This is a genomic window from Streptomyces sp. NPDC017676, assembly GCF_044329325.1.
Lineage (GTDB): Bacteria > Actinomycetota > Actinomycetes > Streptomycetales > Streptomycetaceae > Streptomyces.
In genome coordinates this window covers 16,746-31,314 of the sequence record NZ_JBIRJA010000022.1, presented here as the reverse complement: position 1 = coordinate 31,314, position 14,569 = coordinate 16,746, and the positions used below count along the sequence as shown (strand labels likewise).

General features: G+C 69.6%; 15 protein-coding genes and 1 pseudogene. 5 read left to right on the top strand and 11 right to left on the bottom strand.

Features of this window, described 5'->3' with window-relative positions; all coding sequences use genetic code 11:
* Positions 1-13: 13 nt before the first annotated feature.
* The 4 genes from ACH4LD_RS36355 to ACH4LD_RS36340 form a co-directional block, all read right to left on the bottom strand.
* Positions 14-913 (bottom strand): aminoglycoside phosphotransferase family protein, encoded by a 900-nt coding sequence (locus ACH4LD_RS36355; protein WP_398058435.1) that lies wholly within the window; start codon positions 911-913, stop codon positions 14-16.
* Between the two features lie 236 nt (positions 914-1,149).
* Positions 1,150-1,839, bottom strand: a complete 690-nt coding sequence (locus tag ACH4LD_RS36350) for a restriction endonuclease (protein WP_398058434.1) — start codon at positions 1,837-1,839, stop codon at positions 1,150-1,152.
* A gap of 436 nt (positions 1,840-2,275) precedes the next feature.
* A complete protein-coding gene (locus tag ACH4LD_RS36345) occupies positions 2,276-3,013 on the bottom strand; it encodes an NIPSNAP family protein (RefSeq protein WP_398058433.1) in 738 nt (245 codons plus the stop codon).
* A gap of 83 nt (positions 3,014-3,096) precedes the next feature.
* Positions 3,097-3,525 carry an Rrf2 family transcriptional regulator gene (locus ACH4LD_RS36340; protein WP_132789352.1) on the bottom strand — a complete coding sequence of 143 codons (429 nt, stop codon included), beginning with the start codon at positions 3,523-3,525 and terminating at the stop codon, positions 3,097-3,099.
* Between the two features lie 283 nt (positions 3,526-3,808).
* Between ACH4LD_RS36340 and ACH4LD_RS36335 the strand changes: the two genes are divergently transcribed.
* Positions 3,809-4,024 (top strand): tautomerase family protein, encoded by a 216-nt coding sequence (locus ACH4LD_RS36335; protein ID WP_103812128.1) that lies wholly within the window; start codon positions 3,809-3,811, stop codon positions 4,022-4,024.
* Between the two features lie 349 nt (positions 4,025-4,373).
* On the opposite strand, the gene ACH4LD_RS36330 is transcribed toward ACH4LD_RS36335, so the two are convergent.
* The gene (locus ACH4LD_RS36330) at positions 4,374-5,066 is read right to left on the bottom strand and encodes a TetR/AcrR family transcriptional regulator (protein WP_398058432.1); all 693 of its coding nucleotides are present in this window, start codon (positions 5,064-5,066) and stop codon (positions 4,374-4,376) included.
* Between the two features lie 53 nt (positions 5,067-5,119).
* Between ACH4LD_RS36330 and ACH4LD_RS36325 the strand changes: the two genes are divergently transcribed.
* Positions 5,120-6,238, top strand: coding sequence for an FAD-dependent oxidoreductase (locus ACH4LD_RS36325; protein ID WP_398058431.1), 1,119 nt, complete (start codon positions 5,120-5,122; stop codon positions 6,236-6,238).
* A gap of 120 nt (positions 6,239-6,358) precedes the next feature.
* Here ACH4LD_RS36325 and ACH4LD_RS36320 read toward each other — a convergent pair whose 3' ends face one another.
* Entirely contained in the window at positions 6,359-6,580 is a 222-nt protein-coding gene (locus ACH4LD_RS36320) for a helix-turn-helix transcriptional regulator (protein WP_132789344.1), read from the bottom strand.
* A complete protein-coding gene (locus tag ACH4LD_RS36315) occupies positions 6,580-7,071 on the bottom strand; it encodes a DUF2975 domain-containing protein (protein ID WP_398058430.1) in 492 nt (163 codons plus the stop codon). The genes ACH4LD_RS36320 and ACH4LD_RS36315 overlap by 1 nt, the downstream gene beginning before the upstream one ends.
* A gap of 401 nt (positions 7,072-7,472) precedes the next feature.
* Here ACH4LD_RS36315 and ACH4LD_RS36310 point away from each other — a divergent pair, with 401 nt between their 5' ends.
* Together ACH4LD_RS36310 and ACH4LD_RS36305 are read left to right on the top strand one after the other, a co-directional pair.
* On the top strand, positions 7,473-7,793 hold the full coding sequence (locus ACH4LD_RS36310; protein WP_398058429.1) for a MoaF-related domain-containing protein: 321 nt from the start codon (positions 7,473-7,475) through the stop codon (positions 7,791-7,793).
* A 167-nt stretch (positions 7,794-7,960) separates the two neighbouring features.
* Positions 7,961-9,058: an NAD(P)-dependent oxidoreductase gene (locus tag ACH4LD_RS36305; RefSeq protein WP_398058428.1), complete on the top strand. Its 1,098-nt coding sequence runs from the start codon at positions 7,961-7,963 to the stop codon at positions 9,056-9,058.
* Here ACH4LD_RS36305 and ACH4LD_RS36300 read toward each other — a convergent pair.
* The 3 genes and pseudogenes from ACH4LD_RS36300 to ACH4LD_RS36290 all read right to left on the bottom strand — a co-directional run.
* Positions 9,037-9,191, bottom strand: a pseudogene (locus ACH4LD_RS36300) (zinc-binding dehydrogenase); the annotation flags it as partial. The gene ACH4LD_RS36305 and the pseudogene ACH4LD_RS36300 sit on opposite strands and share 22 nt — an antisense overlap.
* Positions 9,190-10,095: a YceI family protein gene (locus ACH4LD_RS36295; RefSeq protein ID WP_398058427.1), complete on the bottom strand. Its 906-nt coding sequence runs from the start codon at positions 10,093-10,095 to the stop codon at positions 9,190-9,192. The pseudogene ACH4LD_RS36300 and the gene ACH4LD_RS36295, both read right to left, overlap by 2 nt.
* An 814-nt stretch (positions 10,096-10,909) precedes the next feature.
* Positions 10,910-12,097, bottom strand: a complete 1,188-nt coding sequence (locus ACH4LD_RS36290; protein WP_398058426.1) for an MFS transporter — start codon at positions 12,095-12,097, stop codon at positions 10,910-10,912.
* 87 nt (positions 12,098-12,184) lie between these two features.
* Here ACH4LD_RS36290 and ACH4LD_RS36285 point away from each other — a divergent pair, with 87 nt between their 5' ends.
* A complete protein-coding gene (locus tag ACH4LD_RS36285; protein ID WP_132789337.1) occupies positions 12,185-12,946 on the top strand; it encodes a DeoR/GlpR family DNA-binding transcription regulator in 762 nt (253 codons plus the stop codon).
* A 131-nt stretch (positions 12,947-13,077) separates the two neighbouring features.
* Here ACH4LD_RS36285 and ACH4LD_RS36280 read toward each other — a convergent pair whose 3' ends face one another.
* Positions 13,078-13,731, bottom strand: a complete 654-nt coding sequence (locus tag ACH4LD_RS36280; protein ID WP_398058425.1) for an NAD(P)H-binding protein — start codon at positions 13,729-13,731, stop codon at positions 13,078-13,080.
* Positions 13,732-14,569 lie beyond the last annotated feature (838 nt).

Sequence of the window (14,569 nt, the reverse complement as noted above, 5' to 3'; positions counted from 1 at the left end):
ATCGATGCCGACGTCAAAAGCCCTTCAGGACGCGCTCAAGCGCCGACCGGCCTGCGGGACCCCAGTTCGGCTTGCCGCCCGGCAGGCCGCGGTCCCCGTTCTGGCCCATCAGCATCAGGAACAGGCTCTTCATAGCGGCCAGTCCACGCGCCCGTCTGACCGCCGCCTCGTCCGCCTGCGCATAGCTGTCGAAGAACCGCGAGGCGCCGCCCGCGGGGAGCAGCACCCAGGCGGCCGCAAGGTCCCAGGCCGGGTCGCCGGCGAAGACATCGCCGAAGTCGACGACGCCCGCCAGGGTCCCCTCCGCGACGACGACGTTCGCGGGATGCAGGTCGCCGTGAACCCACACTCGCGGGCCCTGCCATCCGGGAGCCGCGGCCGCATCGTCCCACACGGCCCGGATGTCGTCCTCGACGAAGTGGCCGAGGTCCACGGCCCGCAGAAATCGCTCGAAGCCCTCCGTGCACTCCTTGGGGTGACCGCCACGGTCCGAGGCGTCCGGTGCTTCGGCGGGCGCCTCCACATGCAGTGCCTTGAGGAAGGCCGCCAGGACGTCGGCCGCATCGTCGCTGCGGGTGATCGAGTCGTGGTCCAGCGGCGTGCCCTCGACCCACGTCATGACGGTCCAGATCTTGGGAAAGCGCTCGGACGGCGCACCGTCCCGCACGGGGACCGGGATCGACAGCGGCAGGCGTGGGGCCAGGGTCGGCAGCCACCGGTGCTCCTTTAGCTGCGGATCCGGGTTGGTGTCCATCCGCTGCATACGGACCGCCAACTCGTCCCCGAGGCGCCACATCTGGTTGCCCCAGCCGCCCGCCACCTCGCGGATGGGCAGCGCGGCCAAGTCCGGATGCTGGTCCCGCAGCAGGTCGCGGACCAGATCCTCGCTGATCTCAGTCTCGGATTCGATCATGCGGAGTCACATTACTCGGCGCACACGGAGGCGACCTGGTTCCCGGGGGGATCCAGATCCCCGCTTGGAATCCCCGAGCCCTCTCGAAGAACCCACCCGCTGAGCACCGCAGGCTGTGCCCCCGTCACCAACGGGGGCGGTGAGCCGCCCACCTCCAGGAAGCCCGGCCGACGCCGCTCAGGACAGCGGTACCCGGTCGGTGTTTCGCCAGGCGGCCACGGCCCCGGGGGGCGCGGTCAGGCAGAACGGCGCCGTCGCGTGCCTCCCCCGCTTCCGCTCAGCGGGATCAGGGTCTCCAGATGCGCCCCCCTGACCCAGGAGCCCAGCAGGTCGCGGTGGAGGGCCACGATGTCCTGGCGCAGCGCCAGGCCCAGGGCGTCCTTCGTGAACGCGCGGCAGGTGGCGACGAACAGGGCGACGTCGGCGCCGTGTTCGGGGCGGGCGGTGCCGACGAACTTCTGCATGTCCTGCGAGGACACACTCCGGTGCGGCGCATACTTCTTGCACTGGACGACCAGCTTGCGCCCGTCGGCCAGGTAGCCGACGACATCCGCGCCCAGATCGCCGCTCTTGCCGCTGACGACGACCTTCGTGCAGCCGTCGCGCCGGCACAGATCGGCGACGTACGCCTCGAACTCCTGCCACGACAACGCGTCGACCTCGGCCATCGACAACTCCCGCGCCCTGGCCTCCTCCTGCTCGCGCCACCCACGGTCCTGGCCGACCGCCAGGCGATGCGCCCGCAACAGCGCCCATCCGACCCCGCCCACCACGGCCACGGCGAGCACGACCACCAGGACGGGCCACATCACCGACCAGTGCCCGGCCACCCACACCGCGGCGATCACCACCACCACCGCACCCCAGCCCCGCAACTGCCTGCGCGTCCGCTTCTTCAGGCGCAGGCGCGGTCGACGTGCTGCCATCGCTCCTCCCCCGTTTCCCAGACCCGTGGCCCGCGGTGGGCGCCGCCGGGTGCCGCCGGTCCTTGGCGTGTGCGGGGCTCATGACCTCCCCCACCGACCGGCCACCACTGCACCGGGACGGCAGAACGCCACCCCAGCCTTCTTGTGTAGCCGGGCGCCGGTGATGCCGGAGGCAAGTTGCCTGCGAATGGCACAAAGGCATCGCACCTGGCCGGATAGCGCAGCGGCTGCGTTCGGACGACCGGCCGGCGGCCCTCGGTTCGCCATGATGCGGCGGAGGGCGCCCAACGGGTGCTGCAGCGGGCCGGCCTCGTGGGCACCGGCACCTGCGCGCGAAACACTTCAGGGCGAGTGCTCACTTGCAGGATTCGGATCACTTGACCGTCCTCCCGCTCATCCGACGAAGGTCACGACGATCGCCAGCGCGCCTTGGCACTCACCACAGTATTGACCGCTCGGTGGGTGCCAGCCGTAGCCGCTGTGGGGCTCTGGCCCACCGTTGCGAAAGGGTCGGCAGCACCTCCTCGCGCCAGCGCTGTGAAAGCTGCAAGCGGTTCAGGTGCTGGTCCATGTGGCCTTCGTCGGCGAAACGTGCGAACCATACGAAGACCTCCTCGTTCATCCGTACCGGCAGCGCCGGGAAGGTGTTCGGGGAGTGTTCCGACCGCAGGTGTGCCAGTGGCTCGCCGCCGGTCTCGGCCAGTACGGGGCGCACGTGCTGCTGGAAGAACTCGACGAATGCTGCGTCGAACGGAGTGGTCCCGTACCAGATCGTGGCGAGGACGAGCGACGGTGGCGATGAGGCCGGCTCGCCGGGGATCGGCCGGGAGCCGACCGGCGCCGGGAACCCACCGCGCGCCGAGGCCGGCCGCAGCAGCAGTACGTCGTCGGAGTCGATCATCGTCGCGTTCGCCGCGTCGCGGTGTGCCTGCCAGACCGGCCCGCCGTAGAAGCTCTCCAGGGCCTTGGCCCGGCGCGGCATGTCTTCGAAGCCGCGGAGCCACACGAACCGGTCAGGGTCGTCCAGGTCACGGAATTGCCCCAGGACGGTCGCACCCACTGCCTCCTGCGACTCCACGAACTCCCGGTCGAACAGATCGATCAGTACGTCTCGCTGTCCTGGGTGCAGCGTGTACTGCCGCAGTTCGACGACTGGACACCGTAAGGCTTCCACCGGTCCTCCCCCTCGTTCGATTGTTGGAACAGTGTTTGTTACAGCAAGCGGTAGGCCCGGCTGCCTGAGCACCGGCCTGTCGGCTAGCTCACCAGCGTCTCGCGCAGCACATCGGCGATCGACGTTCCCGCCAGCTCCTGCCGCATGACCCGCTCGACCCGGCCGTAGACGCCGCTCAGGGCGGGCCGGATGCCCCGGCCGACCGGACACTCCAGATTGGGCTCGGTGCGGTGCAGGCCGAACGGTGGCTGCGCATCGACGGCGTCATACACCTCAAGCAGGGTGATCTCCTCGGGCGCACGGGCCAGACTCCAACCCGCACCTGCGCCATGGCGGACCTCCACCAGGCCGGCTCGTCGCAGGTCACCGAGGCTGCGCCGGATGATCACGGGGTTGGTGTTGACGCTGGCCGCGACCTGATCCGAAGTCAGGACCTCCTGGCCACGGCGCTGCGCCAACGCCAGCCACGCCAGCGCATGCGTCGCGATGGTCAGTCGACTGTTCGCCGCCATCAACCCTCCTCGCTTGTTGTAACAGCTTCTGTTGCATTCCCCCTCGCAGTCAAGCCACTTCGATCAACCGGAGCCCGGCGCCATGTGACCACGCCGGGTGGGCTGACAGCTGCCGCACGACGGCCTGCCGAGGCAGCCGTGGGGAACGGTGAGTCAGGGAAGCGCCAGGCTCCGATGGACCGGACATGCCCTGGTGCGCTGAATGGCCCCGCACATCGCGCGGCGGTCATATGCGCTGTTTAGCCTCACCGATAGGCACGATCACGAGGAAGGGAAGGGTCCTATGCCTGTCGTGGAGATCAAGGTTATCGAGGGTGTCTTCACTCACGAGGAGAAGCGCCAACTGGTGGAACGCCTTTCCGAAACACTCATCGAGATCGCGGGCGAGCCGATGCGCCAGTCCACGCACGCGTTCATCACTGAGACACCGAGCGCGGAGTGGGCGATCGGTGGCGCGGCGAAGCAGGCCGAAGACATCAAGGCCATGCGAGGCTCCTGACCTCGGAACCAGGTACCGCAGTGCGTGCACTGCCGACCGGACAAGCCCCTCCGTAACGCGCCCTGGAGCACATGAGCCCCGGCCGGCGTGCCGGCCGGGGCTGAACCCGCGAGGGGTGTGATCGTGAAGGGCGGTCGCCTACGCGGCGAAAGGCAATGCGGGGCTTCAGCCGAACGATCGTCCTCGCATGCAATGGATGAGGCCCGGGGACACTGTCCCCTTCACCATCACGATCCCTTCCACCACACCCGCCCGGCGAACATTCCCGTACGTCGGTCAACCCGGCGTCCAGCAACTCGAATGATCACCGGGTCATGCGCACGACTGACGCTCGGGCACGGGCAGGGCGTCACGGCTGCGGCCGGGTGAGTTTGACGGCCACGGCGTCGAGGACCCAGTCCAGGCCGGTCGCGAAGGATGCCTCGGCATCCACGTCTGTGCCGTCGTGCACCGCCTTGGCCAGCGCCGGGAAGCGGCCCGTGGCCAACATCCTCATCACATGCGGACCGGAGGCGCGCTGCCAGTCGCGCTTGGACAGGCCCGTGGCGCGCTCGGCCCGCAGGTTCGCGATCTCGCGCCTGATGGCGCCAGTGAAGTAGGCGCTGACAGTCTCCACGGCGCGCATGACGGTGTCGATGTCGCCGAGGCCGTCGAGGGCGGCCAGCGTGGCCTCGGTGACGGCGAGGCCGTTCGGGCCCAGGGTCGGGCGGCCGCCGAGCAGATCGGCGAGCCATTCGTGGCGGAGAGCGGCCTGCCTGGTGCGGTGGGCGAGGGTGCGCAGCGCCTCCCGCCAGTCACCAGGCTGCTCCTCGGGGAGGATCTCGGCCTGGACCTCGTCCACCATGAGGTCGAACAACTCCTCCTTGGTGGAGATGTATCCGTACAGCCGCATCGGGCCGGCGTTCAGCCGGGCGGCGACCTTGCGCAACGACACCGCGTCCAGCCCGCCCTCGTCGGCCAGCGCGATGGCGGCGGCGACGATCCGCTCCCGGTCCAGCGGCACGGGGCGATTCGTCGGCTCCGGCCGGTCCCACACAGTCATGGCGACATCGTACTGTTGCGATGCGTTGTATCGAGGCAATACGGTGTATCGCCATGAGACGTCGTATCGCCGTGGTCGGGAGCGGTCCTGCCGGCCTCACCTTCGCCCGTGTCCTGCACCGCCACGGTCACCCCGTCGCAGTCCTGGAACGCGACTCGGCCCCCGACGCTCGCCCTCCGGGCGGCACACTGGACCTGCACGAAGGGCTGGGCCAGCTCGCGATGGACAAGGCGGGCCTGTTGGCGGAGTTCCGGGCGCTGTCCCGCCCCGAGGGGCAGGCCATGCGCATCCTGGACACGGCCGGCGCCGTTCTGCGTGACTGGCGACCCCGTCCAGACGATCGGGCCCATCCCGAGATCGACCGCGGGCGACTCCGTGACCTGCTGCTCGGCCCTCTCGACGTCCAGTGGGGGCGGGGTGTGACGCGGGTGGTGCCGGAGACCCGGGACGGCGTACTGGTCCACTTCGCGGACGGGCGACAGGAGACGTTCGACCTCGTGGTCGGCGCGGACGGCGCCTGGTCCCGGGTGCGCCCCGCAGTCTCGTCGGCCACGCCGTACTACACCGGCGTCACCTCGGTGGAGACCTCCTTGGACGAGGTCGACACCCGCCACCCCGACCTCGCGCGGTTGATCGGCGACGGTTCCGTGGCTGTGTACGGCGTGAACCGCTCCCTCGTCGCCCAGCGCAACAGCGGAGGCCACGTCAAGGTGTACGCCAAGTTCCGCGCGCCGGTGGACTGGCACTCGAACCTGGACCTGGACGACGTCGAGGCCGTGCGATCGAGCCTGCTGGCTCTGTTCGACGGCTGGGCCGCCCCCGTCCTCGACCTCCTCCGCCACGGCAACGCGTTCATCCACCGCCCCATCTATGTCCTGCCGGTGTCCCACACCTGGACCCACGTCTCCGGAGTGACGCTACTGGGTGACGCCGCCCATCTGATGCCCCCACTGGGGGCAGGCGCGAACCTCGCGATGCTGGACGGCGCCGAGCTCGCCGAGTCCATCGCCACCGGCCCTGAGAACCCGGACGAGGCCGTCCGCGCCTTCGAGGAACAGATGTGGGCACGGGCCGGCAGGTGGGCGAAGATCACGACGGCCGGTCTGGAACGCCTCGTGAGCCCGGACCCCGCCGAGGCCCTCGCCCTCTTCGACCAAGTCCAGCCATCCTGATCGCTGAGCGCCGGACCACCAGCACCCCCGGCAGCAACGCCAGCACCCCCCAGCTCGCCGCGGCTTCAAGGGACAGTACGGCACCGCCGCAGTCCCTTCCAGAATTCTTGGAAGGGCACGTCATTCGCCCGCGGCGTCCTCGGCCTCCCAGCGCAGCAGGTCGCCCGGCTGGCACTGGAGCACCTCGCAGAGCGCGGCGAGCGTCGCGAAGCGCACCGCCTTGGCGCGGCCGTTCTTGAGCACCGCCAGGTTGGCGGGGGTGATCCCCACACGGTCCGCGAGCTCGCCCACGGACATCTTGCGCCTGGCCAGCATCACGTCGATGTCGACGACGATCGGCATCAGATCACCTCGTCCAACTCGGCCTGCATCTGCGACGCTTCGACGTCGCGCGCGACGGCCTGGGCGAGCAGCATTCGCAGCACGAGCACGATGAGCGCGACTCCCAGGATGGCCACGCCCACCCCACCCATGATGACGGTGACGCCCGGGTCGTCCCGCTGGCCCGGCGCATTGATGACCGTGACCGCGAACCACACGAGGGCAGCCGCCACGATCGCGCCGATCACGCCGTCCACGTACCGGAAGGCGGCGTGGGAGAACACGGTTCCGCGTCGCACCATCGTCACCAGCCGCCATACGCAGACCAGGGCGACCTGGACCGCCACCATGCCCAGGACCGTGATCAGACGCAGCGCGGTCAGCGGGAGCGAACCGTCCTCCGGGTCGCTCCCGCTGACCAATGTCCACACCATCAATGCCTGCACGAACACGGTGCCGGTGAGCACCACCACGAGCACAGCCCGCAGGGCACGTACGGTCAGCTTTCCCATGATCCATCCTTCCATCGAATCGCGATCGGAATCTATCGATATTCGATAGGTGAGGCAAGGGCCGGGATGGAAGGTATGCAGTAGTTGTCGCACGGTGGCGGGATGTCCCCGTCTCCCACATCGAGGACCCGCGCGTCCCGCCGTTCCGCCGCTCCGCTGTCCCGCCGTTCCGCCTGTGAGCGGCGCGCAGGTGCACGCGGTCCTGCGCGCCGTCGACAGCGGCAGTGAACGCCGTCCAGCGCCCGCCGCGCGTTCACCTGCCGCCACGGCACCACGGCGAGACGACCGTCGCCCGAGTCCGGGTCTGCGATGTGGAGTTGTAGGTCGGATGACGGATGGCCCGGTGCCGGACCTGAGAAAACCTGATGGGGACCGCATGAGTCCCCTCAGGAAGGTATGTCATGTCGCAGGAGCGGATGACCCAGCGCCGGTACTTCGTCGACTTGGGTCCACTGACCCTGGAAGAGCACTTCGAGTCCGAGGAACGCATGACCTTCACCGTCGTCGCCGGCGGAGGCATGGTGCCGGACGGCTACGTGGAGACGGTGGCCATCACCGCGGCGGAGATCCGGCCCGACGTGTTCCTCACATCCTGGAAGGAGGAGTCCGGCGCCACCGTCACTCATCTGGACGACTTCGAACGCGGTGTGGTCCACTCGCGCATCACCCTGCCGGACGGCACCCCGCTGGCCCTCACCGGCACCATCAAGCCCCTGGACTGACGACTGCGGCGCGTTCGGACGGCCCGCACGCCGCGCGACCGCGTGGAGTTCCGCGTCACCACCGACCCACTCACGGCACAGCCGGAAGCCCCGGTCGAGCCCCGACCGCCACCGCCTCGTACGGCCGGTGTCCGTGAGTGGACCGCACGAGCACGCAGGAAGGCACCATGACGGCAGACGCCATCAGCAAACCCGTGGCCTGGATACCGTACGAACCGAAGGAACTCGGAGACCTCCCCGAGGAACTGGACTGTCACCTCTGGGGCGGCACCGAGTTGTACCCCACCCCCGTCGAGGACGTCCGCTTCCTGACCGGTTTCCCCGGCACGACCGGGTACGGCTCGCTCGTCGACGCGCTGTCCCGCAGCCGCGGCCTCGACGTCCTCCAGGTGCTCAGCTCCGGGTACGACCATCTACTGCCCCATCTGGACCTGCTGCCGTCCGGTGCCCGGCTGTGCACGGGGCGCGGAGTGCACGCCGGTCCGACCGCCGAGCTGGCCGTCGGCCTGCTCATCGCCTCCGCACGCGGCATCGGCCGGTTCGCGCGTGAGCAGGGCCGCGAGGAGTGGAGGCCGCGTAGTCTCACCACTCTCGGCGGCAAGCGCGTCCTGGTGGTGGGGCAGGGGCCGGTGGGCCGTGCCGTCGCCGAACGGCTCGGGGTGCTCGGCTGCACGGTGGTCCGGCTCGCGCGCACGCCCCGCACCACCGCGGAGGGCGTGGTTCACGGCGCCGAGGCCCTCCACGGCCTCCTTCCTGCCATGAACGCGGTCGTCCTGTGCGCGCCGGCGACCGAGCGGACGCGTGCCATGTTCGACGCACGGACCCTGGCCCTGCTGTCCGACGGCGCCATAGTGGTCAATGTCGGCCGGGGCGAACTCGTCGACACCGACGCGCTGACCAGCGAGGTGGCGAGCGGTCGGCTGCTGACCGCCCTCGACGTCACCGACCCCGAGCCACTGCCCGCCGGCCACCCCCTGTGGCAGTTGCCCGACGCGCTGCTGACCCCACACGTCGGAGCGTTCACGGACGCCTTCGAGGATGCTTCCCGGGAGTTTCTCCGGCGGCAGCTGCGGCGCTACGCCGAGGGAACGCCCCTTGAGAACACGGTCCTGACCGCTCCCGGGCGATGCCCTTCGTCCTGCGCCGAGCGGGTGCGATGGGCCGCAGGTAACCGCTCAGCCATGGCAGCTGGCTCTCGATCAGATCGTCGACAAACATCGTCCGGGACCCTTGCAAGCCATCCGGCGACCGCCGTCACCAGGTGACCGTCTGGGCGGAGCACTTCGAGCGACCGCTCGACGGTGTCGCCATCGATCGTGTCGAGTACGACATCGATGTCGCGGACCGTCTCGTGAAGTCGAGCGCCGCGTAGTCGATCATTCCATCGGCACCGAACCTACTGCGGCGGCGTCGGCGTGTCGTGGGTGCGGTACATCGCCTGGACGTCCAGCTCCAGTTGGACGGTCGGACCCACGACGGCGATGCCGCGGGCCAGCATGGAGCGCCAGTTGAGGGTGAAGTCCTCCCGGTGGAGTTCCGCCTTCGCCAGAGCCGCGCAGCGCAGTTCCTGTTCGTAGCCTCCGTTGACCATCCCGAGGTAGGTGGTGTCGAGGCCGACGGAGCGGCTGGTTCCGTGCATGGTGAGTGTGCCGTGCAGGGTCCACTTGGAGCCGCCGCGGTGGGCGAACCGGGTGCTGACGAAGTCGATGTACGGGTAGCGTTCGACGTCCAGGAAGTCGGCGGAACGCAGGTGGTTGTCGCGGGTGTTGTTGCCCGTGGTGACGCTGGAGGCGTCGATGCGCACCGAGACACTTGAGTCGGCCATGTTCGGTGCGATGCGGATGCCGCCCTGGAAGCGGGTGAACCGCCCGTGGACATGGGCCATGCCCACGTGCTTGGCGATGAACCGGATAGCGGTGTGCGGAGGGTCGAACAGCCAGGTTCCGGCTGTCGGAAGTTCCATCTGGCGGGCCGGGTGGAGCGCGACGCGCACCGGGGACAGGGCCACCCCGGCGGCGATGTCGAGGGTCTCGCGGGCGGGTGACAGGCCCTCAGCCGCGATCAACACGCTGTAGGAGCCCGGTGGCAGCGTCGCTATGAAGTAGCCGTGGGGATCCGTGGTGCCCCGTGTCGCGACCCTGTGGCTGTCCAGCGCGGTCACAGTGACCTCGGCTCCGCCCATCGGCTGCTCCATGGGATCGACGACCTCGAAGCCGAACGCGCCGGCACCGGGCGGCAGGGGGACCGAGATGCTCGGCCCGGCATCGCGGGAACGCCGACGTCGGAGCAGCCCGAGAGCCATGGAGTTCACCCTTCTTCACCTGCGTCACCGTCACGCGATCCGCTCAGACGATTACGTTCGCGGTCGCCAAGAATCGTCGGCGACAGGAGGACGGACGCGGAGCCAGTAGTTCCGTCGTAGATCATAAAGCCCTCCAGGCGCAGGTGATTGGCCCCGCCCTCGGCACTGCCCGCCCAGCCCGGCGGTGGATGTGGGCTCAGATATCAGGATATAGAGGGGCCATATCGGCACGCCGACTTCGCTGCTTTGCAGCAATGCTGTGGCGAAGGGCACGGACGGGGACCTGGATATTCACAACCGGTCTGCGACTTCCCCACGGACCTGACACAGGCGCCGGGCGGCGCGCCCCGACCGCGAGACCGGCAGAGTTGTGTATCTGCTGCTCGCGCCGGCGCCGCGAATCGGACGGCACGCCAACGGCGGACATCCGTCACAGTGGGAGTCTTGTTCTTGGCGGCACCGTCCGTCACCGCCGAGAGCGCAGAACTCACTTGCCGACGGCCCAGGATGGCCGGCTGGAGCGGCGGACTGCCCGCTCGATGGTGTGGTGGGCCGGATACGGAGCGAGGGCAGGCAGGCCGCCGCCAGTCCACCGAGCATCAGCGGGCTGCCGAACGCGGCGGCCGCGGTGAGGTGTTCGTGGTGGTCTCGGCCGTCAGCGCCCTCGCCCTGGCCGCCCTGGCCACCCCGACACGCGGCCGGGCGCGTGTTGTCGGAATCTCGCATTCCTGGTGGTCCACGCGTCGGGAAGGCGACCCCGCATCAGGGGGAACAAGCCTGCGCGGCGCGTCGTCAGGCCGCGCCGCGCAGGCGGTCAGGATGTCAGCTCGGCCACCCGGGACCGTTCCGGCGAGGGCCGCAGGACGCCGGCCGCCGCGGCAGCCGCCGCGCAGAACAGGGCGAGGAGCAGGAAGGTGTGGTTGAGGGCCATGACATGGGTCATCCAGCCGATGACAGCGGGTCCGGCGAGCATGCCGATGTAGCCGAGTCCGGCGACCCGGGACACATTGGTGCCGGCGGCCGCGGGGTCGGTGTGTCCCGCGGCGCTGAACAGCTGTGGGATACAGCCGGACAGGCCCAAACCGAAGAGCGCCCAGCCGGTCAGTGCCCCCGGGACCCATGGCGAGAAGGTGACGACCGTGATACCGACGGCGGCCAGGGCCGAGCCGCCCCGCAGGACGGCGACGGGCCCGAACCGCGCGGATATCCGGTCCGCCAGGAGCCTGCCGATGGTCATCGTCGCCGCGTACGTCCCATAGGCGAAGGCGGCGGTGCTCTCCGACGCGCCCAGAACGGTCTTCAGATGCAGGACGCTCCAGTCGTTGGCGGCGCCCTCACACAACATGATCAGCAGAGCCAGTACGGCCAGGAGCCAGATCCGGGTGGGAACGGAGCGGTTCCTCACCTCTGGCTCCCCCTCCGTATCGGCCACGGGGGCGGCCGGCTCGGCGGGCAGCAGACCACGGGCCGACACCAGGGCGGTGATGACGCCGACGCCTGCGGCAACGCCCAGCGTCGTGGTCGGGTGCCATCCGATGTCGATGGCCACGGCGCCGGCGAGCGCGGCCAGGACGCCGCCGACGGAGAACGTGGCATGGAAGGCCGACATGACCGGCCGTGCGTACGCCTTCTCCACCTGCACCGCGTGCGCGTTCATGCTCACGTCGAGGGTGCCGTTCCCGAAACCGAAGACCAGCAGTGCTGCTCCGAGGGCCCATGGCTCCTGGGCGAGACCAGGCAGCACCAGGGTCACGCTGCACAGCACTCCGGCCGCCGGGACGACGCTGCGCGTGCCGAGCCGGTCGGACAGACGCCCGCCGACCTGCATGCCGGCGAAGGCCCCTGCCCCCAGCAACACGAGGAACCCGCCCAGGGCAGCGTGACTGATGCCCACGCGTTCCTCGACGGCCGGGATCTGTACCACCCACATGCCCAGCAACGTGCCATTGAGGATGAAGTAGACAAACGTCACAACGCGGGAGACGCGCAGCGCTCTTTTCATGGGAACACCATAACGAACATGCCTCTGTTTGTAACCGCGCTATTCGAACGCTCCACATGTTCGATGAGCGTGGTGTTGAATCACGGTATGAGCACCGTGGAACGTCATCGACTGATCGCCCAGGCCGTCCAGAAGGCGGGAACGGCCACAGTCGCCGAACTGGCCGGCCTGACGGGTGCCTCGGAAATGACCATCCGACGCGATCTGGACCACCTGGCCGCCCAAGGCGTCCTCGAACGGTTCCGCGGCGGGGCTCGCACGCTCCTCCTGCGAGGAGACGAACCGCCCTTCGCGCTGCGCGCCCATGAAGCCGTCGACGCCAAACGCCGGATCGCGGCGGAGGTGGCCGCGCTCATCGCCGACGGTGAGACCGTCCTGCTGGACAGCGGCACGACCTGTCTGGAAGTCGCGCGCCTGCTGCGCGGACGCCAGATCACCGTGATGCCCCTGTCACTGCAGGCGATCGATGTCCTCAGCGACGCCCCCGAACCGACCGCACTCCTCGTGCCCGGGGGCCGGCCCCGCGCCGGCGAAGGAGCCCTCACCGGGCCCCTCACCCTGGCCTCCCTGTCGGCGTTGCGGTTCGACACCGCCGTCCTGGGCTGCTGCGGCCTGACGGCCGGCGACGGCATGACCGCCTACGACCTCGACGAAGCAGCGGTGAAGAAGGCGGTCATCACATCGGCACGTCGCGTCATCGCCGCCACCGACGGCAGCAAACTCGGCCGCACCACACACGCCTACGTCGGCCCTTCCACCTTGGTCGACATCCTCGTCACCGACGCCACCGCGCCCGCCGACGAGACCACCGCGCTTGAGAACAGCGGCACCACGCTCAAGATCGTGTGAACTCGTCCACCGCATCCCCCCGACGAAGACGCACGTCGCGATCGGCCGTGGTAGCCGTTGGCTGCGCGGTGGCGGGGGCATGTCCACGGCTGGCGGCCTCCTCCCACGGCCTCGGCGAGCCGACCGGGTGGTCAGGAGCGGACGTTCGCCCGGACCGCCTCTTCGACGGATGTCGATCCCGTGTCGAGTTCGAGGATCTGCCGCCCGATCCGCGGCTCGTGAAGCAGTTCGGCGAGCGTGGCGGCCACGTCCTCGCGGGCGATCCGGCCGTGGAACCCGGCCGGCCCGAGGGATACGGTGCCGATTCCCGGGTCGTCGACAAGGAGGGACGGACGGAGGATCAGCCAGTTCAGGTCGCTGCGGCTGAGAGCGACATCCGCCCCCTTCTTCACGGCGAAGTAGTACTCGACCTCGTCGCCGAGGCTGCGTTCCCGCCACGCTTCAGGAAGCACCGACACCAGCACGAAGCGCTCCACACCGGCGCGGCGTGATGCATCGATCGCCTTGACGGCCCCGTCGCCGTCGATGGCCTTCGTGACCTCCTTGCTGCCGCCGTTCGAGCCGGCGCTGAAGACGATCACGTCGACGTCGCCGAATGCCGCCGCCAGTTCCTCCACGGTCATGCCGGCAAGGTCGCCGACCGTTGCCCGCACGCCGTGCGCCACGAGGGCGGCCTGCTGGTCACCCCGGCGAACGAGCCCGTGGACGGTGTCTCCCCGAGAGCGCAGTCTCCGCGCCAGCGCATCGCCGATGCCGCCGGTGATGCCGATGATGAAGACGTCCACGCCGGATGCTCCGTTCTCTCGATGCCGACGCTCGGGCTCGGTCACGAGACCCGATCCATGCGAGCAACGGCGCGTGTCCGACAGGTATTGCGGCCACGCACAGGCCGCCGGGCCCGTGAGCTCGATGGCACGTCATCGGCCGGACACAGTCACCCAGGCCGCCTTCGCATGCGGTCAGCTGCCGAGCGCTGGAGCTGCCATACGTGTCATGACTGCCGCCCGGCGCGATCAGCTCGGTCCCTGTGACGGAGTCCTGCGCGCTCGCCGCGGTGACCGGCACCGTCGGCAGCAGTCACAGGGTCTCGGTGACGATGCTCCGCTTGCGGCCACGGTGCTCTTCGCCGCGTCCGTGCCCCGGCCTGCCACCGGGACGCTGGTGGAGGTCTGCCCGCTCTGGGCATCCGATGCCGTCGTCGGGCCGGGCAGCCGTCGGCCCGCACGACCGTATCCGGACGCGTCCCGCAATCTCCGCGCGCGGGCGAAAAGTGCGGCGTAGGCTGGGTGGAGACGTCCCGGTGGTTCTCCCCCGTACCACCGGGACGTCGCATTTCAGGGCTGTCCCGGATCCGGCGGAGGCCGCCGCCGAGCCGGAGCCGGTACGGGTCTGCTCGCGCTGGTGCTCGGGGCACCGGGCGGCCTCGTCCTCGGCACAGCGCGTCGCCTCCCCGTGTCCACCTGGCGGTGTGCCGCTTCCTCCGAGAGTGGGTGAAGGGGAAAACGCAAACCGGATCGACGTCTTCGGTAAGTTCACGCTCCGCGGGCTCGCCCACCGCGCGATCTCAGCAGTTCACCGGACGGTCGGCAGCCCTGGCGGGCGCAGGTGAAGGGCGAAGCTACT